The organism is Pseudomonas sp. T8, assembly GCF_024610635.1.
Lineage (GTDB): Bacteria > Pseudomonadota > Gammaproteobacteria > Pseudomonadales > Pseudomonadaceae > Aquipseudomonas > Aquipseudomonas chlororaphis_I.
This window is the reverse complement of sequence record NZ_CP102374.1, coordinates 2,797,163-2,823,894: the sequence shown is the minus strand read 5'-3', so window position 1 is coordinate 2,823,894 and position 26,732 is coordinate 2,797,163. Positions and strand designations below refer to the sequence as shown.

The window sequence follows — 26,732 nt, the reverse complement described above, 5'->3', positions numbered from 1 at the left end:
GGCCCAATACGTTCGTAAAACAAAGCCCACGGCACGCCGTGGGCTTTATTGGCAGTCAGTCAGACAGGGCCTTATTGAGGCGAGACTTCGGTTTTAGGTTTGCCGAAGTGCCACTGGTAGACCACGAACTTGAAGTCTTTCAGGTCGCCCTTGGCGTCGAAGCTCAGGTCGCCGGTCGGGGTCTTGAAAGTACCGGCGTGGATGGCTTCGGCCACCTTGGTCGGGTCTTCGCTCTTGGCGGCGGTGATACCGCCGGCAATGACTTCAACCGCGGAGTAGGAAGGGAACACGAACGGACCGCTCGGGTCTTCTTTCTTGGCCTTGAACGCATCCGCCAGGGCCACGTTGGCCGGATCCTGGTCGAAGGATTTCGGCAGGGTCACCAGCAGGCCTTCGGAAGCGTCCTTGGCGATCTGCGAAATGGAGTCGTTACCCACGCCTTCCGGGCCCATGAACTTGGCCTTCAGGCCTTTTTCCTGGGCCTGGCGCAGGATCAGGCCCAGCTCCGGGTGGTAGCCGCCGTAGTAGACGAAGTCGACGTTGGCTTGCTTGAGCTTGGCGATCATCGAGGAGAAGTCCTTGTCGCCGGCGTTGATGCCTTCGAACACGGCAACCTTGGTGCCTTTCTTCTCGAGGGTCTGTTTAACGGCGGTGGCGATGCCTTCACCGTATTGCTGCTTGTCGTGCAGTACGGCAACGATTTTCGGTTTCACGTGGTCGGCGATGTAGTTGCCGGCGGCAGGGCCCTGGGCGCTGTCCAGGCCGATGGTGCGGAACACCATCTTGTAACCACGGGTGGTGATGTCCGGGCTGGTGGCGGCGGGGGTGATCATGACCACGCCTTCGTCTTCGTAGATGTCCGAAGCCGGTTGAGTGGAGCTGGAGCACAGGTGACCGATCACGAACTTGACGCCGTCGTTGACGACTTTGTTGGCTACGGCAACGGCTTGTTTCGGATCGCAGGCATCATCGTATTCGACGGCCTGGAGCTGCTTGCCATCGACGCCGCCCTTGGCGTTGATTTGTTCGATGGCCATTTTCGCGCCACTGAACTGCATGTCGCCGTACTGGGCTACAGGGCCGGTCTTGGGGCCGGCGATGCCGATCTTGATGGTGTCAGCTGCGAACGAATGGCTGGCGACTCCGGCCAGAACCATAGCGGCAAACAGTTTGGAAATCTGCTTAGTAGCCTTATTCATAGTGCTCCACTCTTACTGTTGTAATTTTTATAGTCCTGGCGCCGTAGCAGCAGAACCGGGTCAGATATCTCTTGGATATCCCCGGAAAATGCCCCCGGCAACTGTACCGGTACAGTGTAGAGCGCCGATTGTTAGCCTGGGAAGCTGGCGCCAGGGGGCAAAATCAGGGGGTGTCGCTTTATTGAAAGAAAAAGACAGAATCGCGGCGGGGTTTTGACCGTATTCAGCGAGCAATCCTTGGCTCTCCTGCACTTCTCTATCGTTGACGCAATTGCAACCGGGTTTGTCTGCCAGAGCACCGACGTTATCATTGCGCCGATTTCTTTTCGGGACAGGCCCATGACTCAAGAACCTAGCACCCTCTATGCCAAGCTGCTTGGTGAAACCGCATCTATTACCTGGAAGGAGCTGGAGCCGTTCTTCGCCAAGGGTGCCCTATTGTGGGTCGACGCCGGCCTGGATTTGATCGAGGCAGCCGAGGCCATGGCCGAGAACCAGGCCGAGAAAGTCTCTGCCTGGCTGGCCGCCGAGAAGGTGGGCAAGGTGTCTGCGACGCGGGCGCTGGATCTGGTGGAGCGTGATCCACTGCTGTGGGCAGTGGTGGTTTCGCCGTGGATTCTGGTCCAGGAAAGGGCGCCGGCCGAAGGTTGAGCACCAAAAGGGTGCCTGGTTTTTCCGGCTGGAAGTGTGTAGCCGAGTAACCGCGATCACGGTGATGGCAAGTTGCCCGTGGAGAAAGGCCCCACCCGTTTCAGGCTGACGGTGACGTAAGCGGAATGGGAACAGTTTTCAAGGCCGCCTAAGGGCGGCCTGATTGTTTCCGGGTATTAACGCCACTTCCCTGTAAAACGCCATTTCCCCTGTAGGAGCGAAGCTTGCTCGCGATGGCGCCCTACCAGTCGACATCGCTTGAGCTTGATGCCGCTGATCGCGAGCAATCGAGCGTCGACCGGCTGCTCCTACAGAAGAGAACGGGCAGCTGTTAGTACGCTGTCCTGCCCGTATGGTTGTTCAGCGAGATGACCTTGGTCTTGCCGATGCGGTGACGATAGATCTCGCGCAGGTACTTGATGGCTTTCTTCACGCAATCGCGGGACAGGCGGATGTCGTTGATCGAGACGAACTTGTCCTTGTCGTTGATCAGCTCGCGGTACTTCTTCTCGTACATCGGCTTGATCGCGTACCAGTTGGTATCGAGGATCTTCGCCGGGTTCTCGAACTCGTTGAGCAGCTCGTCGATGCGGCTTTCATCGAACTGTTCGCTGACGATGAAATCGAGGATCGAGTTGTCCAGGGTCTCGTCGAAGCGGTACGGGTTGCGGGCGAAGCAACGCTTGATAAAGGCCACGATCAGGGTCAGGAAGTCGTCCGACAGGCACGGGCTCTTGGCGATCAGGGTGGTCAGCGAGAGGTTGGCCGAGGCGCCGATCACCAGCGCGTAACGCTTGAGGGTGGTGTTGGGGAACAGGCTGTTGAGGTGGGTCTTGAGCCGGTTCAGGTCCATGTACGACAGCTTGTAGTCCTTCGGCAGGGAGACGATCGACACCACCGACGAGCAGTTCTTGAAGAAGTGCAGGTCGTGCAGCGCGGCCGCGTCGTAACCGGAAGCCTTGTATTGCTCCAGCGCCGCGCGATAACGCTTGGACTCGATCGGCAACAGGCTGATGCCCTCGATGGCCTGGGTCACCTTGTTGAAGTGCGGCAGGTCGATGGAGCGGAAGAACAGGTCGTCGATGTTCAGGCGCTGCGGCTCTTTCTCGAACACCTTGAACTTGTCGCCGGTCGGCACCGGGGTTTCCGGGACCACGGACTCGGCATAGGCGATCGCCACCGGGCCGGCCAGGCTCATGAACAGGTCGTTGGCATCCAGGCGGATGGTCTCGCCGATGTCGATGCCGGCGCGGCGGAAATAGTTCTGGTCGTAGTCGGTGGTCACCGCCTGGGCGGTGAGGATGTTGAAGATCTGCTGGGAGATGTACTGGTTGGCGTGCTTCTCCATGGCGTTGACGTCGATGTTCTGGATGTTGCCGTCATCGCTTTCTTCGGCATAACGCATGATGTCGTTGGAAATCAGCATCATCGCGTTCCATGGGCGGATACGCCCCATGACGCTGGCTTCGCTGCTGTCTTCGTTATCGAAGTTGTAGGAGAAGTCCCATTCTTCCGACAGGTATTTGCACAGCAGGCGTCCGGCGTTGATGTGCAAGGCTTCGGACATTTCGCTGCGGTGATCGGAGATATTCGGCAGTACGCAGATACCGCTGGTGAAGATCGGCTCGAAGACGAAGGAGTGGCCGCTCTTGCTGTCGTGTTCGTCGATCGGCTTGGTGTCGAACGTCTTGTTCATGTACGAGTACTGCTGGGCCAGGCCGAACTCCGAGGCCATGCCCGAACCGGTACCGCCGCCGGCGCTGAAGATCGAGAAGTACAGGCGCGACTGGTTGGCCTTGATGCCGCAGGAGTCGATCAGGTACGAGTGGATCATTTTCCAGTCGGGGCTGGAGAAACGCTGGGTGTCCTTGTTGAGGATGATCTTGGCCAGGTACTGGCCGAGGATCGGCGCGTTACCGGCGCCACCGGCGTGGACTTCCGAGAGGTCCATGATCTTCATCTTGCTGTAGTCGCGGATGAAGCCGCTTTTTTCGCCCTTGCGCGAGAAGCGGATGCGCCCGGCGATGTCCTTGTCCAGGTCGCCCAGCATCACCAGCGGCTCGACCAGGAACACTGGTTTGCTTGCCTTGTTCTGGCCCAGGCGCAGGTTGTGGCGGATCCACTGGGCGGGGCTGTAGCCCTTGTCGGCATAGGCCTTGTCGTCGTTGTTGAATTCGTTGAGGTAGAACTTGCGGGCGTTGTACACCAGCTCCGCCACATCCAGGGCGATGTTCGACCCGCAGCGGCCCAGGCCGATCAGGCAGACCGAGGGGAACTCCTGCTCGCGGCGCGCTTCGAGCTCGTCTTCCAGGTGCGGCAGGCGCGGGAATACCGAGTCGCGCAGGCCGTCGAGGTTGTCGAGGATGCGGTCGGTGTTGGTTTCGGTGAAGTAGAGGTATTGCTGGGGCGCCTGTGGGCGCGAGCTGGACAATGGCTTCGACTCTGAAAAGCTCTGGCTGCCCGGGGTCAGCGTCAGTTCGGATACTGCGTTGGCAGAATTGTTTTTAGAAGTCATTGTGCGCCGTGTGCCTGGACTGGTCGGCTCGGTGACAAGATATCAAAGAGCCATCAAGTGGGATCTCGCGACTTTACAGTGCGATATTGGCCCCAGCGATAGGGATAAGTCTGATGGCCGCTAGGGGGAATCCTTTCATAAGTTCAGATAAATCGGCCAGTTTTCGGTGATCTTTAATCAAAAGGAGGCAAGATGATGGCAACGTTACCCACCCTCGGGTTTGCCGGTATTGGCCTGATGGGCTTGCCCATGTGTCGCCGTCTGCTGGCGGCGGGTTATCCCCTGGTGGTGTGGAATCGCAACCGGGAAAAATGCGCGCCGCTGCTGGAGGCTGGCGCGCGACTGGCCGAGACCCCGGCCCGGTTGTGCGAGGCGGCGGACCTGGTGCTGCTGTGCCTGGCCAACACCGAGGTGGTGCGCGAGGTGGTATTCGGTGCCGAGGGCATTGCCCAGGGAGCCCGGGCCGGCCAGTTGCTGGTGGACCTCTCCAGCCTGGAGCCGACCGCCACCCGGGAAATGGCCGTGCAGCTGGCGAGCACGACCGGCATGGGCTGGGTCGATGCCCCGGTGTCCGGCGGCACGCCCGGTGCCGAGGCTGGCAGCCTGGCGATCATGGTCGGTGGCGAGGCGGCGGATATCGAAAGGGTACGCCCGGTCCTGCTCAACCTGGGGCAACGGGTGACTCATATGGGCGGTGTCGGCGCCGGCCAGGTGACCAAGGCCTGCAACCAGATGATCGTCGCCTGCAATGCGCTGGTGATCGCCGAAGTGGTGGCGCTGGCCGAGCGTTCCGGGGTCGATGCGTCATTGCTGGCCGAGGCGCTGGCCGGTGGTTTCGCCGATTCCAGGCCGCTGCAGATCCTCGCCCCGCAGATGGCCGAGAGCCGCTTCGAACCGATCAAATGGCATGTACGCACCCTGCTCAAGGATCTGGACGGTGCGGTGAAGTTCTCCCGTGAACAGGGCTCGGCCACGCCGATCAGCGGATTGGCTGCACAACTGATGCGCCTGCATGGCGGCCAGGGCTATCTGGAGCAGGATCCCGCGACCCTGGTCCGCCTGTATCGCGAACCGGCGTCAGAGGGCTGACCGCGGCGACGGCGGGCCGCATGCGCTGCTCGATCTCGTCGATCACCCCGGGCAACTCTTCCAGGGGTATTGCGCGGCTGAGCAGGTAACCCTGGATGAAGTCGCAGCCGTATTGGGCGAGGAACTCGTACTGCTGCACGCTCTCGACGCCTTCGGTCACCACCTGCAAGTGCAGGGTATGGGCCATGACGATGATCGCCTGGACGATCTCTTTGTCCTGGGTCGACTGGGGCACGTCCTGGATGAACGAACGGTCGATCTTCAGGGTGTTGAGCGGCAGGCGCTTGAGGTAGGCGAGGGACGAGTAACCGGTGCCGAAGTCATCGATCGACAGCGACACCCCGAGATTGCGAACCTGCCGCAACAGGGCCACGGTGCTGTCGATGTTGCCCATCAGGGCGTTTTCCGTGACTTCCAGTTCCAGGCGCTGGGGCGCGACACCGGCGCTGCCCAGGGCGTTGGCGATCTCTTCGGCCAACTCCTCCCGGGCCAGGTTCAGGGCCGAGCAGTTCACCGCGATTTTCAGCTCGGCAAAGCCGTGGCGGGACAGGGCGGCCAGGTCCTCGCAGGCCTTGCGCAGGACCCAGTTGTCCAGTTCGGCAATCAGCCCGTTGGCTTCGGCGATCCCGATGAAGCGATCCGGGGCCAGCAGCCCGTGCAACGGATGCCGCCAGCGCACCAGCGCTTCAAGCTTGCTGACCTTGCGGCTGCCCAGGTCGTAGATGGGCTGGTAATACAGGGTCAAGCCGGCTTCGTTGCGCAGGGCATTGCGCAGTTCTTCCTCCAGTTGCAGTTCCAGGCTCGCCTTGGTCTTCAGGTTGGTGCTGAAGAAATGCAGGCTGTTGCGACCGCTGCCCTTGGATTGATAGAGCGCCAGGTCGGCATGCTTGAGCAGCTCTTCGCTGGTCTTGCCGTCGTCGGGAAAGACGCTGATGCCGATGCTGGTGGTCATCACCATGCGCCTTCCTGCCAGCTCGATGGGTTCCTTCATCTTGCTCATGATGCGTTGCGCCATGTGCTGGGCTTCGTCGCGGTCGCTCAAGCTCATGAGGATGCAGAACTCGTCTCCGCCGAAACGCGCCACTACGTCTTGATGGCTGCGGGTGGAGCTTTTGATATGGCCGGCAATCACCTTCAACAGTTCGTCGCCGGCATCGTGGCCGAGGCTGTCGTTGATCCGCTTGAAGTGATCGATGTCGAGGAACATCACCGCGAGCATGCCGCCCTGCACGGTCTTTTCAATGAGCTTTTCGGCGAACAGCTGGTTGAAGCCGCGACGATTGATCAGGTTGGTCAGGGAGTCGTAGTGCGCCACCTGTTGCAGCGCCACCCGGGCCTGGTCCAGTTGGCTCAGCAGGGTGTTGACCCGGCGCAGGTCCTGTTCCTTGTGCTGGAGTTTCTTGTCCGCCAAGGCCGCGCTGATGCTGCTGCCAATGATCAACAGGGCGATGACGGCGATGGTCAGGCCCAGTTGCAAGGGGTTGTCGTCCACCGCGATGGAGGGTGTGCCCGTCGCCGGCAGCACCAGTTTCAACGCCCACATGCCGGTGAAATGCATGGCGACTATGCCGCCCCCCAGCAGCAGGCTGGCCGCGTATTTGAGCAACTGGTGGAGCACGCCGCTGCCGTTGCTCAGGTAGCGGGACAAGAGCAGGGCGACCAGGCTCGCGCTGATGGCGATGGCAATCGACAGGCCGAACAGGTCGGGCTGGTAGTAGGCCGTGGCTGGCGAGCGCATGGCCGCCATGCCGACATAGTGCATGGCGCAGATGCCCAGGCCGATCCAGATCGACGCCAGCAGGTAGCGCCATAGCTGCAACTGGGGATGGCTGAGGGTCTTCATCGCCAGCCAGGATGCAATCACCGCGATCAGCAGCGACAGCAGGGTCATCGGCAGGTCGTAATGGGTTTCGATGGGGATCTGCAGTGCCAGCATGCCGATGAAGTGCATGGCCCAGATGCCGCCCGCCAGGCAGAAGGCGCCGACCCAGCGCCAGCGTTGCTGGGCCGCCGCCAGGTCGACGTGGCGCACCCGTTCGGCCATGTCCAGGGTGGCGAAGCTGCCGGCGCAGGCCACCAGATAGGCGAGGATCACCAGCACGGGGTTGTGGTTGCAGGTGAGTAATACCTGCCCGCCTTCGGGGAGCTCGGTAAAAAAATGCAGACCAAGCCATTCCATCGCATGCCCCGTTTCTTGAGTCATCCAGGGCCAGCCCTGGGTGGCTGGCCAATGGGACTGAGTATAGGAAGCCGAGTCGAGGCCGGGAACGATGGTGGCAAATTGACTTAAATGATTTTGGAATTCAGCTCATAGCCAATCGAGCTAAGCACTCTGTTCGAAGTACAGCGCCGGCTCCAGGGGCGCGAGCCCGAATGCCGCGCGCGCGGCGTCGCAATCGACGTTCTGTTGGCCATTTTCCCAGGACGCCTCGAATTCGCGGCAGGTGCTGGAGCGCTGGTGGTAGATCGAACAGCTGACTTCCTTGCCGACCTCGCCGGTCAGCGCGGTGCAGCGGGTCGGCTTGCAATCGGTGCCGAGCATGGCGACCCGGCTGGGGCTGATGGACGCCACCAGATCGTCGGGGACCGTACCGCCGGAAGAGGCGCATTCACCCCAGAAAAAAGACACACGAAAGTGTGAACAGCAGGCACCGCAATTCAGACACGGACTGGCTTCGGACATGGGCGTATTCAAAGGGGAGGAGGTTGATGAGGGGGGTAGCAAGGCCGCTATTCTAGGCTTCGCAACGGCCTTGGGAAGGGGGCGCGCGAGGTATTTTTCAGGCCCTGCGCAAGCCCTTGAAAAATCGGGCTTTAGCCCCGGTATCCGGGGGCTTGCGGCGGTTTAGGCGGGGGCGCTGGCGCTGTTCGGGCGGTCGTCGAGCGCGGTCGACGGCCCGCGCTTCGGATTGCCTGGTATCAGCCTTACGAATCATTACAGACAAGCGCGGCGGGGCTGACTAGATTGCAACTTCCAGGCTCGGTTGCGTCTGGCCGAATAACAATAAAAGAGACCGACCCATGCAGAACTCGACCCAAGCGGCGAATGCCTGGCGCATTCTGTTCCTGTTGTTCCTGGCTAACCTGTTCAACTTCTTCGATCGCACCATTCCGGCCATCATCATCGAGCCGATCCGCATGGAATGGCACCTGAGCGACTTCCAGATCGGCATCATCGGCACCGCCTTCACCATCGTCTACGCCATTGCCGGCCTGCCCCTGGGGCGCATGGCCGATACCGGCTCGCGCAGCAAACTCATGGGCTGGGGCCTGGCGGTGTGGAGCGGGCTGACCGCGGTCAACGGCCTGGTGGGCAGTTTCTGGAGTTTCCTGCTCGTGCGCATGGGTGTCGGCATCGGCGAAGCCAGCTATGCACCGGCTGCCAACTCGCTGATCGGCGACCTGTTCCCGGCCCATCGCCGGGCCCGGGCCATGGGTATCTTCATGCTCGGCCTGCCCCTGGGCCTGTTGCTGGCGTTCTTCACCATCGGCGCCATGGTCAAGGTCTTCGACAGCTGGCGCGCGCCGTTCTTTATCGCCGCGGTGCCGGGCCTGTTGCTGGCGGTGTTCATGTTCTTCATCAAGGAGCCCAAGCGCGGTGCGGCGGAAACCGTCAAGGTTTCCCAGGAACGCGTCGACCGGCCGATCCGCCGGGTGCTGGCGATCCCGACCTTTCTCTGGCTGGTGCTGGCCGGGCTGACCTTCAACTTCGCCACCTACGCCTGCAACTCGTTCCTGGTGCCGATGCTGCAGCGTTATTTCCTGATGCCGTTGCAGGACGCCGCGGTGGCGACCGGGGTGATAGTCGGGTTGACCGGCCTGTTCGGGCTGACCCTGGGCGGCTGGGTCGCCGACAAGATTCACCAGCGTGTGGCCAACGGTCGGTTGTTGTTCGCCGCCTTCAGCATGCTGATCTCGACCCTGTGCACCGCCTGGGCCCTGCATGCCGGGCGCATCGAAATCGGGGTGTTCGTCGCGGTGTTCAGTGTCGGCTGGCTGTTCGCCTACAACTTCTATACCTGCGTTTACACGGCGATCCAGGATGTGGTCGAACCCCGTCTGCGCGCCACGGCCATGGCGCTGTTCTTCGCCGGCCTGTACCTGCTGGGCGGTGGCCTGGGGCCGGTGGTGGTGGGGGCGCTGTCCGATCACTTTGCCCATGCGGCGATGTACGCCGCCGGGGCTGAGCAGATGACCGAGGCGTTCAAGGCGGTTGGCCTGCATGACGCCATGTACCTGATCCCGGTGGCGTTGCTGCTGACCATGCTGTTCCTGTTCCTGGCCTCGCGCTGCTTCGTGCGCGATGCGCAGCGGATGAAGGACGGGTTGGTGCCGGCCGCGCCAGCGGGGGCTGCGGTGACCGCCTGAACAGTGCTTTGTAGGAGCGAGGCTTGCCCGCGATGAACGATGACGCGGTGTGCCAGATAGAACGGGTTGCCCCCATCGCGGGCAAGCCTCGCTCCTACAGAAGCCGATAAAAAAGGCCCGCATTGTGCGGGCCTTTTCATTTACCGGGAGAGCAGGGGGAATCAGCCCGCTACCAGTACCCGGATCGCTTCCAGGCGCAGCGCTGCTTTCTCAAGCATGGCCAGGCCTTGTTCGCGTTGTTGGCGCAGGGCCACCAGCTCGCTGTCGCGCACGGTCGGGTTGACCGCCTGCAACGCGGTCAGGCGCGCCAGTTCTTCGTCGGTGTCGGCGGCCAGGCGACGTTGCGCCTCGGCCACGCGCTCGGCGTGACGTGGGGCAATCTTCGCTTCGCCAGCGTTGATCTTCGGCGTCAGCTGGTCGCGCTGGGCCTGGATGAACTTGTTGGCGCTGGCCCGTGGCACGCTTTCCAGCTGGTCGTTGAGGGTCTCGAAGGCGACGCGCGCCGACAGGTCGTTGCCGTTGGCGTCCAGCAGGCAGCGCAGGGCGGCCGGTGGCAGGTAGCGGCCCAGTTGCAGCGAGCGCGGTGCCACCACTTCACTGACGTACAGCAGTTCCAGCAACACGGTGCCGGGTTTCAGCGCCTTGTTCTTGATCAGCGCCACGGCGGTGTTGCCCATGGAGCCGGACAGCACCAGGTCCATGCCGCCTTGCACCATCGGGTGTTCCCAGGTGATGAACTGCATGTCTTCGCGAGACAGCGCCTGGTTGCGGTCGTAGGTGATGGTCACGCCTTCGTCGTCGCCCAGGGGGAAGCTGGCGTCGAGCATTTTTTCGCTTGGCTTGAGGATCAGCGCGTTGTCCGAATGGTCTTCGCTGTCGATGCCGAAGGCGTCGAACAGGGTTTCCATGTAGATCGGCAGGGCGAACTGGTCGTCCTGCTCGAGGATCGCTTCCACCAGCGCATCACCTTCGCCAGCGCCGCCGGAGTTGAGCTCCAACAGACGGTCGCGACCGGTGTGCAGCTCGGCCTCAAGGCGTTCGCGCTCGGTGCGCGCCTCGTCGATCAGCGCTTGCCACTCGCCGTCGTCGGCTTCTTCCAGCAGCGGCAGCAGGCGCGGGCCGAACTGATGCTGCAGGGCGTTGCCGGTCGGGCAGGTATTGAGGAAGGCGTTCAGCGCTTCGTGGTACCACTGGAACAGGCGCTCTTGCGGGCTGGTTTCCAGGTACGGCACATGCAGTTCGATCACGTGTTTCTGGCCGATCCGGTCGAGACGGCCGATCCGCTGCTCCAGCAGGTCCGGGTGCGACGGCAGATCGAACAGCACCAGGTGGTGGGCGAACTGGAAGTTGCGACCTTCACTGCCGATTTCCGAGCAGATCAGCACCTGGGCGCCGAACTCTTCATCGGCGAAGTAGGCGGCGGCGCGGTCGCGCTCGAGGATGTTCATGCCTTCGTGGAACACCGTGGCCGGGATGCCGGAACGCACGCGCAGGGCGTCTTCCAGGTCCATGGCGGTTTCCGCATGGGCGCAGATCACCAGGACCTTGGTGCGCTTGAGCATTTTCAGCTGGTCGATCAGCCACTCGACACGCGGGTCGAATTTCCACCAGCGCTCTTCTTCGCTGGCGTCCGGCTGGGCCTGGAAGCTGACTTCCGGGTACAGCTCGGCGTGTTCGCCCTGCGGCAGTTCCAGGTATTCGTCCGGGCACGGCAGCGGGTAGGGGTGCAGCTTGCGCTCGGGGAAGCCTTGCACCGCGGCGCGGGTGTTGCGGAACAGCACGCGGCCGGTGCCGTGGCGGTCCAGCAGCTCGCGCACCAGGCGCGCGCTGGCCTCGCTGTCGCCCTCGTTGACGGCGGCGAGCAGGGCTTCGCCTTCGTTGCCGAGGAAGTTGTGGATGGTCTTGTGCGCTTCGGGCGACAGGCGTCCTTTATCCAGCAGTTCCTGCACGGCTTCGGCCACCGGGCGATAGTTCTCGCTCTCGGCGCGGAAGGCGGCCAGGTCGTGGAAACGGTTCGGGTCGAGCAGGCGCAGACGGGCGAAGTGGCTGTCCTGGCCCAGTTGTTCCGGGGTGGCGGTGAGCAGCAGGACGCCCGGAATCACCTCGGCCAGCTGTTCCACCAGCGCGTATTCCGGGCTGACCTGGTCTTCGTGCCATACCAGGTGGTGGGCTTCGTCGACCACCATCAGGTCCCAGCCGGCGGCGAACAGCGCGTCCTGGGCCTTCTCGTCCTCCACCAGCCATTCCAGGGCCACCAGGGCGAGCTGGGTGTCCTCGAAGGGGTTGGCGGCATCGCTTTCGATAAAACGTTCTTCGTCGAACAGCGCGACCTGCAGGTTGAAGCGCCGGCGCATTTCCACCAGCCACTGGTGCTGCAGGTTTTCCGGGACCAGGATCAGCACGCGGCTGGCGCGGCCCGACAGCAGCTGGCGATGGATCACCAGGCCGGCTTCGATGGTCTTGCCCAGGCCCACTTCGTCCGCCAGGAGAACCCGCGGCGCGATACGGTCGGCGACTTCACGGGCAATGTGCAACTGGTGGGCGATCGGCTGGGCGCGTACGCCACCCAGGCCCCACAGCGACGATTGCAACTGGCGGCTGGTGTGTTCCAGGGTGTGGTAGCGCAGGGAGAACCAGGCCAGCGGGTCGATCTGCCCGGCGAACAGACGGTCGCTGGCCAGACGGAACTGGATGAAGTTCGAGAGTTGGGTTTCCGGCAGGGTGACGACTTCGTTCTGCCCGTTGAGGCCGTGGTAGACCAGCAGGCCATCGACGTCGTCGACTTCGCGCACGGTCATCTTCCAGCCTTCGAAGTGGGTGATGGTGTCACCCGGGGAAAACCTCACGCGAGTGAGGGGCGCATTCCGTAGCGCATACTGGCGAGTGTCGCCAGTGGCCGGATAGAGCACGGTCAGCAAGCGGCCGTCCTGTGCCAGAACGGTGCCTAGACCTAGCTCGGCTTCGCTGTCACTAATCCAGCGTTGCCCCGGTTGATACTGCTGCGCCATGCTGCCTGACTCCCGCCTTGAAAAAGCCGACTATGTTAACGGATCGGCGCCCTCAGGCCAAAGAACTCTAACAAAAACAACTACGCTGGAAGGTAGCGTATCGGGCGCATTTGTCGGGGCTCGGGGCACTATCGGGTGACGACTGGGTCACAAGTTTGCGACCGATGGCTCAAGTCGCCCCCGCAGCAGCCGACAGCCTGCCGACAGGAGACCAATAATATGCTGCCCCCGATGCTGCCCTTGAGTGCCGTGCCCGTGACCTCCCAGCAGGATCCGATCCGGCCGCGCCCGGATATCCCGCCGGTGGTGCCGGTGCAACAGAGTTCCAACGAAAGCACCATCGACCTGCAAAAGCGCGATGCCGAACAGTCGGCGCTGCTGCTGCGCGAAGAACAGCAGCGCCAGCAACAAAAGCACAAACGCCAGCGTGAGGCCGAGAACGATCCCGAACTGCACCTGGCCGTGCCCGGGGACGAGTTGAATGCCGACAACACTGTGCCGGTGGTGCCGCTGATCGAGGATGCGCCACGCCAGGGGCTGTGGGTCGACGTCGAGGTTTAGATAGCGCTCTTGAATGCCTGCAACGGCGAGGCAGGCATCACATGCCGCAATCCGCACGATGCTGGTCAAATACGGCGGACCTCCACCTTTAATTGCGCTCGATACCTGCCGATCACTGGTCAGCCGCCGCGTCACGCCGCATTATTGGCAAACCCGCAAGGGCCGCAGCCGCGCTATCTATATATAGAGGCTGTGGTCGACATTGACCTGAATGATGCAAGCCAACGCCATGAGCCAAGACGACAACCTGATCGACCTGAACGCCGAACGTGCCAAGCGTGTGCATGACCTGAAGGAAAAACGCCTGAATGAAGTGCGCCAGGCCTTCGAGCAGGCAATGCCTCTGGGCAAGCCGAAGAAGAAACCGAAAAAGCCGAAAAAGCGCTGAACCGGGCGCGATCTGTTGATGTAAGTCAGTTATTTCCCCTCCCTGTCGTCCTGTCTTGGGCGACCATTGACCCCGGTCAATTTTCCCCGCCGCCTCTTTGGTTAACTTAGCCCCATCGCAACAGGGCAAGAGCAGGAGGCCAGTCATGTTTTTCGATAATGTGGTGATCGCCGGAGTGCTGACTGTCGGCCTCATGGTTCTGTTTTTCGCCGGGTTTGGATTTTTCATCTGGAAAGATGCGCATAAACGCAAAAAACCTTAAGTCTTTCCGGTAACGAGCACGCAAGGCATTTTGGGCAACTTCGGTTGCCCTTTTTTTTGCCTGTGTGTTTTGTGGGGGAACGATCACTTCCTTCAGGCACAAAAAAAGGTGCGACCCAAGGGGCGCACCTTTTTTGTCGCGGACCGAGCGAATCAGGTCCCGAGGGCTTTCGAGGCCAGCCAGAACAGACCGGCCGACAGCGCCACGGTCGCCGGCAGGGTCAGTACCCAGGCCAGCAGGATGGTGCGCACGGTGCCGCTTTGCAGGCCGCTTTTGTTGGCGACCATGGTCCCGGCCACACCCGACGACAGCACGTGAGTGGTCGATACCGGCAGGCTGAAGATATTGGCCATGCCGATCAGGCCGGCGGCGGTGATCTGCGCCGACATGCCCTGGGCATAGGTCATGCCTTGCTTGCCGATCTTCTCGCCGATGGTCTGCACCACACGTTTCCAACCGATCATGGTCCCCAGGCCAAGGGCCAGGGCCACGGCCAGGATCACCCAGAACGGCGCGTATTCGGTGGTGGCGGTCAGGTCTTTGCGCAACTTGTCCAGGTCAGCCTTTTCACGGGCCGCGAGGTTCGGCAGCTTGCCGACTTTCTTCGCGGTGTCGTCCAGGCAGAGCAGGTAGCGACGCACTTCGATGCGGCTTTCGGCCGGCAGCGAGTGATAGTCGGCTACACCCTTGAGGGTGCCCAGCAGCGCGGCGATGGTCGGTTCGGTCTGCTGCGGGTTGCAGCGGAATTTGCCTGGCAGATCGTCCTTCACGCTTTTGCCCAGGGCCAGGAACTCGCCCAGGGAGTCCTGGTTGCGCTGGTAGAACTGGCTCAGGTGCAGGGTGGCGTCGCGGGTACGTTCGATCTGGTAGGTGGTGCTGTTCAGGTCGAGCACGAACTGCGCGGGCACGATACCGATCAGTACCAGCATGATCAGGCCGATGCCTTTCTGGCCGTCGTTGGAACCGTGCACGAAGCTCACGGCCATGGCCGAGATCACCAGCACCAGGCGGTTCCAGAAGGGCGGATGTTTCTTGTCGTCGACCTTGCGGCGTTGTTCCGGGGTCTTGTGCATCTTCGAGATCGGGCGCCACCACTTCAGGCCGATCAGCACCAGGGCGGCAATCAGGAAGCCGGCCATGGGCGAGAACACCAGGGAAGCGCCGATGTCGATCGCCTTCTGCCAGTTCACGCCATCGCCCAGCGGGATGTCGTTGAGCAGGGCGTTGGCCAGGCCGACGCCGAGGATCGAACCGATCAGGGTGTGGGAGCTGGAGGCGGGAATACCGAAGTACCAGGTGCCCAGGTTCCAGGTGATGGCCGCAGCCAGCAACGAGAAGACCATGGCCAGGCCGTGGCCGGTGTTGACATTGATCAGCAGCTCGACCGGCAGCAGATGGACGATGGCATAGGCCACGCCGACGCCGCCCAGCAGCACGCCGAGGAAATTGAATACACCGGAAAAGAATACGGCCAGGTGCGGCGGCATGGCTTTGGTGTAGATAACAGTGGCAACCGCATTTGCGGTGTCATGAAAGCCGTTGATGAACTCGTAGGCGAGGACAAAAGCCAGGGCGAGCAAGAGGCTCACAAGCACCCAAGCATCCAGTCCGCTGAATAAATCGATCATGAAGGTTTTCTGACCCGGTCATAAGGGGGCGCGATTATGCCAGAAAACCCTGGTAATCGATGCACTAGGTGCTGGTTGGTAACATTCTTCAACGAAAAAGCCGGAGGCAGGCCAATGGCCATGCCTTTTTTCGAGGCATGGGCAAACCCTTGATTTTACTGGGGCTCATCCTCTAGGTCAGGGATGCAAGACTCAGCCAAACGTCTCAAACGCTTGTATGAAATTTCACTTCCATGACAGTTCTTGAGCCTTTGGGGCCCATCCGCGGCTGCACGGCGGATGCCCGGCCGACCTTGCGATCGGCATTTATCTGCAAGGGCATCGAGCAGTGCGAAAGCTTCAGGCGAAGAGCGTCACGGCTGTTCTGCCTTGAGCTCTTTTTCCATCTTCTGCAGTTCTTGGGTAAATGCCTGGTCGAGAATGCTGGCGCGTTTTCGCCAAGGTTTGCGTTCCGGTTCAGGCTGGGCGGCGTAGGTGGTGACTTCGCCTCCGTAAACTTCCTTGTAACGTTGTTCCTGGCGCTCAAGTTCCGCGCGCAGTTCGTCTTTCGTCACAGTGTTACCTAACTGAGTTGAGATTATCCCGATGATACGCATTGCCTCGATCGGGTTTATCGAGCGCCTCGTGCTCGGCTCGATTAAAGGAGCCAGGATTGCGATGGGGCTCGCCAAACCGCTTCTTGTTGCATGCGGCCACGCCACCGGACAAGAACAGCTGTCGTAGCAACAGTCACTTTTTTGCAAGCACATTGGCCGGGCATATTGAGATGAGCGTCAAGCGCTTGCAGCAGGAAGCGTCACTTACCGATACGCACCCTGATGATGCTGCCGAACGCAGAAAAGCGTCGGTGATCACTTTGCTCATTATAGCGGCGGCCATGAATAACTCTATCGGCAATAAGTTAAAAATCGTCAACTTGATATCAGGGTTTTGTTACACGAAAGTTTTAAGCCGGATGATGAGAGTGGTGACGCTGCAGTTCTGTAACAAGGCCTGACAAGTTGCCTGGATTAACACGGAAGAAATGAGAGTTTTATTGGCGGCGAAAAAACGCCACATCGCGTAGAAGCACTTAATCGTGGTGGATTGCGATTATCGGTCGATGGTTCGATAATCGCCCAATGTTGGCTGTGCAGGCTTGTGCATCCTCTCCAGTACGGCTTGTAATAAGCCAGACTTCCGTCGCAGAGAACCTGAAATGAACGATCAATTGCGTAATTCCTTCGCTTCCGCCGCGCCACCGATTGTCGCTTCGCCGGCCAAGCGGATTCAGGCGCTGACGGGTGATCCGGATTTCATGACTTCTCTGGCTCGCGGCCTGGCGGTGGTCCAGGCCTTTCAGGAGCGCAAGCGCCATCTGACCATCGCCCAGATCAGCCACCGCACGGAGATTCCCCGTGCCGCCGTGCGCCGCTGCCTGCATACCCTGATCAAGCTCGGTTATGCCACCACCGACGGCCGTACCTATTCGTTGCTGCCCAAGGTGTTGACGCTGGGGCACGCCTACCTGTCTTCCACGCCGCTGGCGGTGTCGGCCCAGCCTTACCTGGACCGCATGAGCGAGCAACTGCACGAAGCCTGCAACATGGCCACCCTGGAAGGCGACGACATTCTGTACATCGCCCGTTCGGCCACCACCCAGCGCCTGATCTCGGTCGATCTCTCGGTCGGTGGGCGCCTGCCGGCCTACTGCACATCCATGGGCCGGATCCTGCTGGCAGCGCTGGATGACGCTTCGTTGCGCGAATACCTCGAGCATGCCGACCTGCAAGCCAAGACCAGCCGTACCCTGCACACGCCGGAGGCGCTGCTCGAATGCCTGCAACAGGTTCGGCAGCAGGGCTGGTGCATTGTCGATCAGGAGCTGGAGCAAGGCCTGCGCTCCATCGCCGTGCCGGTGTACGACGCTTCGGGCCAGGTGCTGGCCGCGCTCAACGTCAGTACCCATGCCGGCCGCGTCAGCCGCGCCGAGCTGGAGCAGCGCTTCTTGCCGGGCCTGCTCAGCGCCAGTCGCGACCTCAGCGCCCAATTGTTCGCTTGAGGGCTGCCTGCTTAAGCTGTTCGATAAACGCACAGATACGCGCTTGCTGAATTGACGCTCTTTCCCTTGCCTCATTAATGTCGCGGCAGCGTCATCCGGCCACTGGAGTTCTGCCTCTCCATTGGCCGCGTGGCGACCCCATAATAATGAAGAGGCCAACCCCCCATGAGCATCGCCCGCGCACCCAGCCGCGCTCCTTTATCCTGCCTTCGCCTGCCGACGGCCTGATCCCGCAAGACCCTCTTTCGATTTGAACCGACCAGCTTTGGCTGGCACCTGTTCGCCTGCGTTTTTCGCGTGGAATAAAAATAATGAACCAGCCTCAATCCGCTGTAGGGAACTGCCTCGATGTGCAGTCCTTTATCAATGCCCAGCCGCTGTCGCGCTATCAGTGGCGGGTGGTGATCCTGTGTTTCCTGATTGTCTTTCTCGATGGCCTCGACACCGCGGCCATGGGATTCATCGCGCCGGCGCTGTCCCAGGATTGGGGTATCGACCGCGCCAGCCTCGGCCCGGTGATGAGTGCGGCGCTGATCGGCATGGTGTTCGGGGCGCTGGGCTCCGGCCCGCTGGCTGACCGCTTCGGGCGCAAAGTGGTGCTGGTGGGAGCGGTGCTGCTGTTCGGTGCGTTCAGCCTGGCGTCGGCCTACAGCACCAATGTCGACCAGTTGCTGGTGCTGCGTTTCCTCACCGGCCTGGGCCTGGGCGCCGGCATGCCGAATGCCACCACGCTGCTCTCCGAATACACCCCCGAGCGCCACAAGTCGTTGCTGGTGACCAGCATGTTCTGTGGTTTCAACCTGGGCATGGCCGGTGGCGGTTTCATTTCCGCCAAGCTGATCCCGGCGTTCGGCTGGCACAGCCTGCTGCTGATCGGCGGGATCCTGCCGCTGATCCTGGCCGTGGTGCTGCTGGCCTGGCTGCCGGAGTCGGCGCGTTACCTGGTGGTGCGCAATCGTGGTACCGACAAGGTGCGCAAGGCCCTGGCGCCCATCGAGCCGGGCACGGTCGGCCAGGCCGCGAGCTTCAGCGTGCCGGAACAGAAGACGGTGAAGGCGCGCAATGTGTTTGCGGTGATTTTCTCCGGGACCTACAGCGCTGGCACCTTGCTGTTGTGGCTGACCTATTTCATGGGGTTGGTGATCGTGTACCTGCTGACCAGCTGGCTGCCGACCCTGATGCGCGACAGCGGCGCGAGCATGGAGCAGGCGGCCTTTATTGGCGCGCTGTTCCAGTTTGGCGGGGTGCTCAGCGCCGTGGCGGTGGGCTGGGCCATGGACCGCTTCAACCCGCACAAGGTCATCGGCACCTTCTACCTGCTGGCCGGGGTCTTCGCCTACGCGGTCGGGCAAAGCCTGGGCAACATCACCTTGCTGGCGACCCTGGTGCTGATCGCCGGCATGTGCGTCAACGGCGCGCAATCGGCGATGCCATCCCTGGCCGCGCGTTTCTATCCGACCCAGGGCCGCGCCACCGGCGTGTCGTGGATGCTCGGCATCGGCCGCTTCGGCGCCATCCTCGGGGCCTGGATGGGCGCCACGCTCTTGGGGCTGGGCTGGAACTTCGAGCAGGTGCTGACCGCGCTAGTGATCCCGGCGGCGCTGGCGACCACGGCGGTGGTGATCAAGGGCATGGTCAGCCATGCGGACGCGACCTGATCGAATGAGCAAAGCGCTCCCGAAGGGGGCGCTGAATACCTGTAGCCGCTGCCGCAGGCTGCGATAAGGCCGAAGGCCTTCAGCGAGCCTGAGGTCTTCGCGACCGTTCTCCGGACGCGGCCCGGGTCGATCGCAGCCTGCGGCAGTGGCCGCGGCGCAATCGATAGTCAGGCAACAATCTGTTCGATAAACGAACGCTCAGTCGATTATCGGATTGTTTGGGTTTTTCCCCCGGCTTAATCTTCAGTCACTCAGGCGTATCCCTCGCGCCTTTTTCTTCCAGTCGCTCAATAACAATCGGGAGATCCCTCCATGGCTGAAATCCTTTCGCTGCACGATGCGGTGAAGCAGTTCGTCAACGACGGCGATACCGTCGCGCTCGAAGGCTTCACCCACCTGATCCCCACGGCCGCGGGTCACGAAATCATTCGCCAGGGCAAAAAAGACCTTACCCTGGTACGGATGACCCCTGACCTGATCTACGACCAGTTGATCGGTGCCGGTTGTGCCCGCAAGCTGATTTTCTCCTGGGGCGGCAACCCGGGCGTGGGTTCCCTGCATCGCCTGCGAGACGCGGTCGAGAAGCAATGGCCGCATGCCCTGGAAATCGAAGAGCACAGCCACGCCGACCTGGCCAACGCCTACGTGGCGGGTGCCTCGGGCCTGCCATTCGCGGTGTTGCGCGCTTATGCCGGCTCCGACCTGCCGAAGGTCAACCCGTTGATCAAGAGCGTGACCTGCCCATTCACCGGTGAAGTGCTGGCGGCAGTGCCATCGGTACGCCCTGACGTCACCGTGATCCACGCGCAAAAAGCCGACCGCAAGGGCAACGTGCTGCTGTGGGGCATCCTTGGCGTGCAGAAGGAGGCCGCCCTGGCCGCCAAGCGCTGCATCGTCACCGTGGAAGAAATCGTCGACGACCTGAATGCGCCGATGAACGCCTGCGTGCTGCCGACCTGGGCCCTGAGCGCGGTCTGCCACGTACCGGGCGGCGCCCATCCGTCCTACGCCCACGGTTACACCGAGCGCGACAACATCTTCTACCAGGCCTGGGACCCGATCGCCCGCGACCGTGAAACCTTCACCGCCTGGATCAACGAATACATCCGCGGCAGCGCTGACTTCAGCGAATTCCAGGCCAAGCTGGCCGCAGCAACGGGGGCCAAATAATGACTTACACCACCAATGAAATGATGACCGTTGCCGCCGCCCGCCGCCTGCAGAACGGCTCGGTGTGCTTTGTCGGGATCGGCCTGCCGTCCAAGGCCGCCAACCTGGCGCGCCTGACTTCGTCGCCGGACGTGGTGCTGATCTACGAATCCGGCCCGATCGGCGCCAAGCCCAGCGTGCTGCCGCTGTCCATCGGTGACGGCGAACTGGCCGAGACCGCGGACACCGTGGTGCCGACCGGCGAGATCTTCCGCTACTGGCTGCAAGGCGGGCGTATCGACGTCGGTTTCCTCGGCGCCGCCCAAGTCGACCGTTTCGGCAACATCAACACCACGGTGGTCGGCGATTACCACCAGCCGAAAGTCCGCCTGCCAGGTGCTGGCGGTGCGCCGGAGATCGCAGGTTCCGCCAAAAGCGTGCTGATCATCCTCAAGCAGTCGTCGCGCTCCTTTGTCGACAAGCTCGACTTCATCACCTCGGTCGGTCATGGCGAAGGCGGCGACTCGCGCAAACGCCTGGGCCTGCCAGGGGCCGGGCCGGTGGGGATCATCACCGACCTGTGCATCATGGAGCCGGAAGCCGGCACCCATGAGTTCGTGGTTACCTCGCTGCACCCGGGCGTGACCCGTGAGCAGGTGGTCGCCGCCACCGGTTGGGCGATCCGTTTCGCCGACCAGGTCGCAGAGACCGCCGCGCCGACCGAGATCGAACTGACCGCCCTGCGCGACCTGGAAGCCCGCACCGCCGCGGCCCATGGCCAGACCCCGGGAGAAGCCTGATGCGTGAAGTGTTTATCTGTGACGCCATTCGTACCCCCATCGGCCGCTTTGGTGGCGGCCTGTCGACCGTCCGTGCCGACGATCTGGCCGCCGCGCCGATCAAGGCGCTGATCGAGCGCAACCCGTCGGTGGACTGGAGCGCGGTGGACGAGGTGTTCCTCGGCTGCGCCAACCAGGCCGGCGAAGACAATCGCAACGTGGCGCGCATGGCGCTGCTGCTGGCAGGGCTGCCGGAAACCATTCCGGGTGTGACTCTCAACCGCCTGTGCGCTTCGGGCATGGATGCCATCGGCACCGCTTTCCGCGCCATCGCCAGTGGCGAGATGGAGCTGGCCATCGCCGGCGGCGTCGAGTCGATGTCCCGTGCGCCCTTTGTCATGGGCAAGGCCGACACCGCCTTTTCGCGCAACATGAAACTGGAAGACACCACCATCGGCTGGCGCTTCATCAACCCGCTGATGAAGGCCCAGTACGGCGTGGATGCCATGCCGCAGACCGCCGACAACGTCGCCGACGATTATCAGGTGTCGCGCGCCGACCAGGACGCGTTCGCCCTGCGCAGCCAGCAACGCACCGCCGCGGCGCAGGCCGCCGGGTTCTTTGCCGAGGAAATTGTCCCGGTGCGTATCGTCCACAAGAAGGGCGAGACGGTGGTCGAGCAGGACGAGCATCCGCGGGCCGATACCTCGCTGGAAACCCTGAGCAAGCTCAAGCCGGTCAATGGCCCGGACAAGACCGTCACCGCCGGCAACGCCTCGGGCGTCAACGACGGGGCGGCGGCGCTGATCCTGGCGTCGGCCGAGGCGGTGAAAAAGCACGGCCTGACCGCCCGAGCCCGGGTGCTGGGCATGGCCAGCGCCGGCGTCGCGCCACGGGTGATGGGCATCGGCCCGGTGCCGGCGGTGCGCAAGTTGACCGAGCGCCTGGGCGTGGCGGTCAGCGATTTTGATGTGATCGAACTCAACGAAGCCTTCGCCAGCCAGGGCCTGGCGGTGTTGCGCGAACTGGGCCTGGCGGACGACGCGCCCCAGGTCAACCCCAACGGCGGCGCCATCGCCCTTGGCCATCCGCTGGGCATGAGCGGCGCGCGCCTGGTATTGACCGCGCTGCACCACCTGGAAAAGACCGGTGGCAAGAAAGGCCTGGCGACCATGTGCGTGGGTGTCGGCCAGGGCCTGGCACTGGCCATCGAGCGCGTCTGACGCGCTTTTTATAAGAACGAGGATCGAGCATGACCGACAAGCCCGGTTACCGGCGCCCGCAACCAGGTACTCAGCCTGATTACCTGCACCCGGCCTACAAATCCACCAACACCCGCTCGCCGTCCAAGCCGCTGGTGTTCCTGCCCCATTCGCTGTCGGAAATCACCGGCCCGACCATCGGCGCCGATTACCTGCAGGACAAGGACAACGACCTCACCGCCCAGCATGCCGGCGAGCCCCAGGGCGAGCGCATCATCATCCACGGCCGGGTGCTGGACGAGAACGGCCTGCCGGTGCCGGGGATCCTGGTGGAGATCTGGCAGGCCAACGCCGCCGGTCGCTACAACCACGAGCGTGACCTGCACGATGCGCCGCTGGACCCGAACTTCACCGGCACCGGGCGCACCGTCACCGACGCCGATGGCTGGTACCAGTTCCAGACCATCAAGCCCGGTGCCTACCCCTGGGGTAACCACCACAATGCCTGGCGTCCGGCGCATATCCACTTCTCGCTGTTCGGGCCGAGTATCCTCACGCGCCTGGTGACCCAGATGTATTTCCCGGGCGACCCGCTGCTGGCCTACGACCCGATCTACAACTGCGTGCCGGACACCAGCGCCAAGGAACGCCTGATCGCCAGCTTCGACCTGGAGAAAACCATTCCGTCCTACGCCCTCGGCTACCGTTGGGACATCGTCTTGCGCGGCCGCGATGCCACGCCGATGGAGAAATAAGATGACGCTGACTGCGACCACGTCCCACACCGTCGGCCCCTACTACCACATCGGCCTGACCTGGCTGAACCGCGAAGACCTGACCCAGGCCGAGACCCTCGGCGAACGGGTAGCGATCAGCGGCCAGGTGGTGGATGGCAACGGCGACTTCGTCAACGACGCCATGCTGGAAATCTGGCAGGCCAACGCGGCCGGCAAGTACGATCACCCGGAAGACGATCAGGACAAGGCCCTGGACCCGAACTTCCAGGGCTTCGGCCGGGTGCCGGTGGATGGGGAAGGGCGTTTCCGCTTCACCACCATCAAGCCGGGCAGCGTGCCTGGCCTGCAGAGTTCGACCCAGGCGCCGCACCTGGTGGTGCTGGTGTTTGCCCGGGGCCTGGTCAAGCACTTGCTGACCCGCATCTACTTCGACGGCGAACCGGCCAACGCGGCCGATCCGCTGCTGGCCTGCGTGCCCGCAGAGCGTCGCGCCACCTTGCTGGCCAAGGCGGATGCGCCGGGTCACTACCACTGGAACGTGATCCTGCAGGGTACCGACGCGGAAACCGTGTTTTTCGATTATTGAGTGTGCCTGGGGGGAGCGCGAGCAAGCTCGCTCCTACATGACCGCAGTTGAATCACGGCATCGTGATCGACCCACATCCTGTAGGAGCGAGCTTGCTCGCGATAAGGCCGAATAGGCCGATACCCCCCAAGGTCGTCTTGCGGAACGGGACTGTTACAAAGTATGTCTAGACTCACCACGTCCCCAAAGAGTGAAAAGCCATGACAACGTTAACCAGTCACTACACGACCGAGGAACGCAGCAAGAGGATCTTCGCGATCGTCGGCGCCTCCTCCGGCAACCTGGTCGAATGGTTCGACTTCTACGTCTACGCCTTCTGCGCGATCTATTTCGCCCCGGCGTTTTTCCCCTCCGACGACCCCACGGTGCAACTGCTCAATACCGCCGGCGTGTTCGCCGCCGGGTTCCTGATGCGTCCTATCGGCGGCTGGCTGTTCGGCCGGGTGGCCGACAAGCACGGGCGCAAGAATTCCATGATGATCTCGGTGCTGATGATGTGCGCCGGCTCCTTGGTCATCGCCTTCCTGCCGACCTACGCCAGCATCGGTGCCTGGGCGCCGGCGCTGCTGCTGATGGCGCGGCTGTTCCAGGGCCTGTCGGTGGGCGGGGAATACGGCACCACCGCGACCTACATGAGCGAAGTCGCGCTCAAGGGCCAGCGGGGGTTCTTCGCCTCCTTCCAGTACGTGACCCTGATCGGCGGTCAACTGCTGGCAGTGCTGGTGGTGGTGATCCTGCAACAGTTTCTCGACGAGGCGGAACTCAAGGCCTGGGGCTGGCGCATTCCGTTCGTGATCGGCGCCATCGCCGCCCTGATCTCCCTGCTGCTGCGGCGCTCGCTGAAAGAAACCACCAGCAAGGAAATGCGTGAAGACAAGGACGCCGGCAGCGTGGCCGCGCTGTTCAAGCATCACTCGAAGGCCTTTGTCACCGTGCTTGGCTACACCGCCGGCGGCTCGCTGATTTTCTACACCTTCACCACCTATATGCAGAAATACCTGGTGAACACCGCCGGCATGCACGCCAAGACCGCCAGCTACATCATGACCGGCGCGCTGTTCCTTTATATGTGCATGCAGCCGCTGTTCGGCATGCTGGCGGACAAGATCGGCCGGCGTAACTCGATGCTCTGGTTCGGCGCGTTGGGCACGCTGTGCACCGTGCCTATCCTGCTGACCCTGAAAACCATCAGCAGCCCGTTCCTGGCCTTCGTGCTGATCACCCTGGCCCTGGCGATCGTCAGTTTCTACACCTCCATCAGCGGCCTGGTAAAAGCCGAGATGTTCCCGCCGCAAGTGCGGGCGCTGGGGGTAGGCCTGGCTTATGCGGTGGCCAACGCGCTGTTCGGCGGTTCGGCGGAATACGTGGCCCTGGGCCTGAAATCCCTGGGCATGGAAAACACCTTCTACTGGTACGTGACGGCGATGATGGCGATTGCCTTCCTGTTCAGCCTGCGTCTGCCTAAACAGGCGGCGTACCTGCACCACGATCTTTGACCTGTCCGCGCGCGTCCGTCGCGGACGCACGCCCCAAAGGATTGTTTATGAGTACACCGGCGAGCAACCAACTGTTCGATGCCTACTTCACCACCCGCGATATGCGCGCGGTGTTCTGCGACCAGGGCTGGGTCCAGGCCATGCTCGACTTCGAGGCCGCGCTGGCCCGGGCCGAGGCTCGGGTCGGAGTGATTCCGGCCGCGGCGGTGGCGCCGATCGAGGCGGCCTGCCGCGCCGGACTCTATGATTTTTCCGCCCTGGGCCAGGCCATCGCCACTGCGGGCAACTCAGCGATCCCACTGGTCAAGGCCCTGGGCAAGCAGATCGCCAAGACCGATGCCAGCGCCGAGCGTTATGTGCACCTGGGCGCCACCAGCCAGGATGTGATGGACAGCGGCCTGGTCCTGCAACTGCGGCAGGCGCTGAGCCTGATCGACAACGACCTGGCGCGCCTCGGCGGCATCCTGGCCGCCCAGGCCCAACGTTATGCCGACACACCCATGGCCGGCCGCACCTGGTTGCAACATGCCACGCCGGTCACCCTCGGCATGAAGATCGCCGGCTGGCTGGGGGCCGTGACCCGCAGCCGCGAGCGTCTGGCGCAGCTCAAGCCGCGCTTGCTGGTGCTGCAGTTCGGCGGGGCCTCGGGCACCCTCGCGGCTCTGGGCGAGCAGGCCCTGCCCATTGCCCAGGCCCTGGCCGAGGAGTTGCAACTGAGCCTGCCGGAACAGCCCTGGCACACCCAGCGCGACCGGCTGGTGGAGTTCGCCTCGGTGCTTGGCCTGATCGCTGGCAGCCTCGGCAAGCTCGGCCGTGACATCAGCCTGCTGATGCAGACCGAGGCGGCGGAAGTCTTCGAGCCGTCGGCGCCGGGCAAGGGCGGCTCCTCGACCATGCCGCACAAGCGCAACCCGGTGGGCGCGGCGGTATTGATCGGCGCGGCGATCCGGGTTCCCGGGCTGCTGGCGACGATGTTCAGCGCCATGCCCCAGGAGCACGAACGCAGCCTGGGCCTGTGGCACGCCGAATGGGAAACCCTGCCGGAGATCTGCTGCCTGGTGTCCGGTGCCTTGCAACAGGCGCTGCTGGTGGCCGACGGGCTGGAAGTCGACGCCGCGCGCATGGCCAGGAACCTCGACCTGACCCAGGGGCTGGTGCTGGCGGAAGCCGTGAGCATCGCCCTGGCCCAGCGCCTGGGCCGCGAGACCGCACACCATCTGCTGGAGCAGTGCTGCAAGCGTGCGGTGGCCGAACAACGGCATCTGCGCGCGGTGCTGGGGGATGAGCCGCAAGTGACCGCCGAGCTGTCGGCGGAAGAACTGGATCGCCTGCTGGACCCGGCGCATTACCTCGGCCAGGCACACGCCTGGGTCGAGCGCGCCGTGGCCGAACATTTAGCCTTGAACGCCTGAAGG

At 62.7% G+C, this 26,732-nt stretch carries 23 protein-coding genes; 16 read left to right on the top strand and 7 right to left on the bottom strand.

Annotated elements, in window-relative coordinates; translation table 11 throughout:
- Positions 1-71 precede the first annotated feature (71 nt).
- A complete protein-coding gene (locus NRG23_RS12575) occupies positions 72-1,199 on the bottom strand; it encodes a branched-chain amino acid ABC transporter substrate-binding protein (RefSeq protein ID WP_009047387.1) in 1,128 nt (375 codons plus the stop codon).
- Positions 1,200-1,538: 339 nt separating this feature from the next.
- Between NRG23_RS12575 and NRG23_RS12570 the strand changes: the two genes are divergently transcribed.
- A complete protein-coding gene (locus NRG23_RS12570) occupies positions 1,539-1,850 on the top strand; it encodes a DUF2288 domain-containing protein (protein WP_009047388.1) in 312 nt (103 codons plus the stop codon).
- Between the two features lie 331 nt (positions 1,851-2,181).
- On the opposite strand, the gene NRG23_RS12565 is transcribed toward NRG23_RS12570, so the two are convergent.
- Positions 2,182-4,365 carry a hypothetical protein gene (locus tag NRG23_RS12565; protein ID WP_257374675.1) on the bottom strand — a complete coding sequence of 728 codons (2,184 nt, stop codon included), beginning with the start codon at positions 4,363-4,365 and terminating at the stop codon, positions 2,182-2,184.
- A gap of 192 nt (positions 4,366-4,557) precedes the next feature.
- Here NRG23_RS12565 and NRG23_RS12560 point away from each other — a divergent pair, with 192 nt between their 5' ends.
- The gene (locus NRG23_RS12560; protein WP_101281920.1) at positions 4,558-5,454 is read left to right on the top strand and encodes an NAD(P)-dependent oxidoreductase; all 897 of its coding nucleotides are present in this window, start codon (positions 4,558-4,560) and stop codon (positions 5,452-5,454) included.
- On the opposite strand, the gene NRG23_RS12555 is transcribed toward NRG23_RS12560, so the two are convergent.
- Together NRG23_RS12555 and NRG23_RS12550 are read right to left on the bottom strand one after the other, a co-directional pair.
- Positions 5,345-7,633, bottom strand: coding sequence for a bifunctional diguanylate cyclase/phosphodiesterase (locus NRG23_RS12555; protein ID WP_257374674.1), 2,289 nt, complete (start codon positions 7,631-7,633; stop codon positions 5,345-5,347). The genes NRG23_RS12560 and NRG23_RS12555 overlap by 110 nt on opposite strands.
- Positions 7,634-7,777: 144 nt before the next feature.
- Positions 7,778-8,137, bottom strand: a complete 360-nt coding sequence (locus NRG23_RS12550) for a YkgJ family cysteine cluster protein (RefSeq protein ID WP_016702058.1) — start codon at positions 8,135-8,137, stop codon at positions 7,778-7,780.
- Positions 8,138-8,475: 338 nt separating this feature from the next.
- Here NRG23_RS12550 and NRG23_RS12545 point away from each other — a divergent pair, with 338 nt between their 5' ends.
- Positions 8,476-9,822: an MFS transporter gene (locus NRG23_RS12545; protein WP_324727349.1), complete on the top strand. Its 1,347-nt coding sequence runs from the start codon at positions 8,476-8,478 to the stop codon at positions 9,820-9,822.
- A 161-nt stretch (positions 9,823-9,983) separates the two neighbouring features.
- Here the strand turns inward: NRG23_RS12545 and rapA are convergent, their stop codons facing one another.
- Positions 9,984-12,830: an RNA polymerase-associated protein RapA gene (gene rapA / locus NRG23_RS12540; protein WP_257374673.1), complete on the bottom strand. Its 2,847-nt coding sequence runs from the start codon at positions 12,828-12,830 to the stop codon at positions 9,984-9,986.
- Positions 12,831-13,049: 219 nt separating this feature from the next.
- Between rapA and NRG23_RS12535 the strand changes: the two genes are divergently transcribed.
- From NRG23_RS12535 to ccoM, 3 genes are all read left to right on the top strand, one after another.
- Entirely contained in the window at positions 13,050-13,391 is a 342-nt protein-coding gene (locus tag NRG23_RS12535) for a hypothetical protein (RefSeq protein ID WP_009047394.1), read from the top strand.
- Positions 13,392-13,620: 229 nt separating this feature from the next.
- A complete protein-coding gene (locus NRG23_RS12530) occupies positions 13,621-13,779 on the top strand; it encodes a hypothetical protein (protein ID WP_023968072.1) in 159 nt (52 codons plus the stop codon).
- A 145-nt stretch (positions 13,780-13,924) separates the two neighbouring features.
- A complete protein-coding gene (gene ccoM / locus NRG23_RS32690) occupies positions 13,925-14,041 on the top strand; it encodes a cytochrome c oxidase subunit CcoM (RefSeq protein WP_007926603.1) in 117 nt (38 codons plus the stop codon).
- A 152-nt stretch (positions 14,042-14,193) separates the two neighbouring features.
- Here ccoM and NRG23_RS12525 read toward each other — a convergent pair whose 3' ends face one another.
- Together NRG23_RS12525 and NRG23_RS12520 are read right to left on the bottom strand one after the other, a co-directional pair.
- Positions 14,194-15,669 carry an inorganic phosphate transporter gene (locus tag NRG23_RS12525; RefSeq protein WP_009047396.1) on the bottom strand — a complete coding sequence of 492 codons (1,476 nt, stop codon included), beginning with the start codon at positions 15,667-15,669 and terminating at the stop codon, positions 14,194-14,196.
- Positions 15,670-16,022: 353 nt separating this feature from the next.
- On the bottom strand, positions 16,023-16,223 hold the full coding sequence (locus NRG23_RS12520; protein ID WP_009047397.1) for a hypothetical protein: 201 nt from the start codon (positions 16,221-16,223) through the stop codon (positions 16,023-16,025).
- Positions 16,224-16,321: 98 nt separating this feature from the next.
- Between NRG23_RS12520 and NRG23_RS12515 the strand changes: the two genes are divergently transcribed.
- The 10 genes from NRG23_RS12515 to NRG23_RS12470 all read left to right on the top strand — a co-directional run bounded on the left by NRG23_RS12515 (position 16,322) and on the right by NRG23_RS12470 (position 26,729).
- Positions 16,322-16,666: a hypothetical protein gene (locus tag NRG23_RS12515; protein ID WP_124298652.1), complete on the top strand. Its 345-nt coding sequence runs from the start codon at positions 16,322-16,324 to the stop codon at positions 16,664-16,666.
- 201 nt (positions 16,667-16,867) lie between these two features.
- Positions 16,868-17,710 carry a pca regulon transcriptional regulator PcaR gene (gene pcaR / locus NRG23_RS12510; RefSeq protein ID WP_009047398.1) on the top strand — a complete coding sequence of 281 codons (843 nt, stop codon included), beginning with the start codon at positions 16,868-16,870 and terminating at the stop codon, positions 17,708-17,710.
- Between the two features lie 311 nt (positions 17,711-18,021).
- Positions 18,022-19,368 (top strand): MFS transporter, encoded by a 1,347-nt coding sequence (locus tag NRG23_RS12505; RefSeq protein ID WP_028681800.1) that lies wholly within the window; start codon positions 18,022-18,024, stop codon positions 19,366-19,368.
- 312 nt (positions 19,369-19,680) lie between these two features.
- Positions 19,681-20,538: a CoA transferase subunit A gene (locus NRG23_RS12500; protein ID WP_009047400.1), complete on the top strand. Its 858-nt coding sequence runs from the start codon at positions 19,681-19,683 to the stop codon at positions 20,536-20,538.
- Positions 20,535-21,317, top strand: a complete 783-nt coding sequence (locus NRG23_RS12495; protein ID WP_174248213.1) for a CoA-transferase subunit beta — start codon at positions 20,535-20,537, stop codon at positions 21,315-21,317. The genes NRG23_RS12500 and NRG23_RS12495 overlap by 4 nt, the downstream gene beginning before the upstream one ends.
- Entirely contained in the window at positions 21,314-22,519 is a 1,206-nt protein-coding gene (pcaF, locus tag NRG23_RS12490; RefSeq protein WP_172667003.1) for a 3-oxoadipyl-CoA thiolase, read from the top strand. Before NRG23_RS12495 ends, pcaF begins: the two co-directional genes overlap by 4 nt.
- 29 nt (positions 22,520-22,548) lie before the next feature.
- A complete protein-coding gene (gene pcaH / locus NRG23_RS12485; RefSeq protein ID WP_009047403.1) occupies positions 22,549-23,253 on the top strand; it encodes a protocatechuate 3,4-dioxygenase subunit beta in 705 nt (234 codons plus the stop codon).
- Between the two features lies 1 nt (position 23,254).
- Positions 23,255-23,821, top strand: a complete 567-nt coding sequence (pcaG, locus tag NRG23_RS12480) for a protocatechuate 3,4-dioxygenase subunit alpha (RefSeq protein ID WP_257374672.1) — start codon at positions 23,255-23,257, stop codon at positions 23,819-23,821.
- Positions 23,822-24,021: 200 nt separating this feature from the next.
- Positions 24,022-25,317 carry an MFS family transporter gene (locus NRG23_RS12475; RefSeq protein ID WP_009047405.1) on the top strand — a complete coding sequence of 432 codons (1,296 nt, stop codon included), beginning with the start codon at positions 24,022-24,024 and terminating at the stop codon, positions 25,315-25,317.
- A 47-nt stretch (positions 25,318-25,364) separates the two neighbouring features.
- Positions 25,365-26,729 (top strand): 3-carboxy-cis,cis-muconate cycloisomerase, encoded by a 1,365-nt coding sequence (locus NRG23_RS12470; RefSeq protein ID WP_124339674.1) that lies wholly within the window; start codon positions 25,365-25,367, stop codon positions 26,727-26,729.
- Positions 26,730-26,732 lie beyond the last annotated feature (3 nt).

Excerpts from the sequence above, each read along its gene's own strand:
- NRG23_RS12575 (WP_009047387.1), bottom strand. The coding sequence starts at position 1,199 with ATGAATAAGGCTACTAAGCAGATTTCCAAACTGTTTGCCGCTATGGTT.
- NRG23_RS12570 (WP_009047388.1), top strand. The coding sequence starts at position 1,539 with ATGACTCAAGAACCTAGCACCCTCTATGCCAAGCTGCTTGGTGAAACC.
- NRG23_RS12565 (WP_257374675.1), bottom strand. The coding sequence starts at position 4,365 with ATGACTTCTAAAAACAATTCTGCCAACGCAGTATCCGAACTGACGCTG.
- NRG23_RS12560 (WP_101281920.1), top strand. The coding sequence starts at position 4,558 with ATGATGGCAACGTTACCCACCCTCGGGTTTGCCGGTATTGGCCTGATG.
- NRG23_RS12555 (WP_257374674.1), bottom strand. The coding sequence starts at position 7,633 with ATGGAATGGCTTGGTCTGCATTTTTTTACCGAGCTCCCCGAAGGCGGG.
- NRG23_RS12550 (WP_016702058.1), bottom strand. The coding sequence starts at position 8,137 with ATGTCCGAAGCCAGTCCGTGTCTGAATTGCGGTGCCTGCTGTTCACAC.
- NRG23_RS12545 (WP_324727349.1), top strand. The coding sequence starts at position 8,476 with ATGCAGAACTCGACCCAAGCGGCGAATGCCTGGCGCATTCTGTTCCTG.
- rapA (WP_257374673.1), bottom strand. The coding sequence starts at position 12,830 with ATGGCGCAGCAGTATCAACCGGGGCAACGCTGGATTAGTGACAGCGAA.
- NRG23_RS12535 (WP_009047394.1), top strand. The coding sequence starts at position 13,050 with ATGCTGCCCCCGATGCTGCCCTTGAGTGCCGTGCCCGTGACCTCCCAG.
- NRG23_RS12530 (WP_023968072.1), top strand. The coding sequence starts at position 13,621 with ATGAGCCAAGACGACAACCTGATCGACCTGAACGCCGAACGTGCCAAG.
- ccoM (WP_007926603.1), top strand. The coding sequence starts at position 13,925 with ATGTTTTTCGATAATGTGGTGATCGCCGGAGTGCTGACTGTCGGCCTC.
- NRG23_RS12525 (WP_009047396.1), bottom strand. The coding sequence starts at position 15,669 with ATGATCGATTTATTCAGCGGACTGGATGCTTGGGTGCTTGTGAGCCTC.
- pcaR (WP_009047398.1), top strand. The coding sequence starts at position 16,868 with ATGAACGATCAATTGCGTAATTCCTTCGCTTCCGCCGCGCCACCGATT.
- NRG23_RS12505 (WP_028681800.1), top strand. The coding sequence starts at position 18,022 with ATGAACCAGCCTCAATCCGCTGTAGGGAACTGCCTCGATGTGCAGTCC.
- NRG23_RS12500 (WP_009047400.1), top strand. The coding sequence starts at position 19,681 with ATGGCTGAAATCCTTTCGCTGCACGATGCGGTGAAGCAGTTCGTCAAC.
- pcaH (WP_009047403.1), top strand. The coding sequence starts at position 22,549 with ATGACCGACAAGCCCGGTTACCGGCGCCCGCAACCAGGTACTCAGCCT.
- pcaG (WP_257374672.1), top strand. The coding sequence starts at position 23,255 with ATGACGCTGACTGCGACCACGTCCCACACCGTCGGCCCCTACTACCAC.
- NRG23_RS12475 (WP_009047405.1), top strand. The coding sequence starts at position 24,022 with ATGACAACGTTAACCAGTCACTACACGACCGAGGAACGCAGCAAGAGG.
- NRG23_RS12470 (WP_124339674.1), top strand. The coding sequence starts at position 25,365 with ATGAGTACACCGGCGAGCAACCAACTGTTCGATGCCTACTTCACCACC.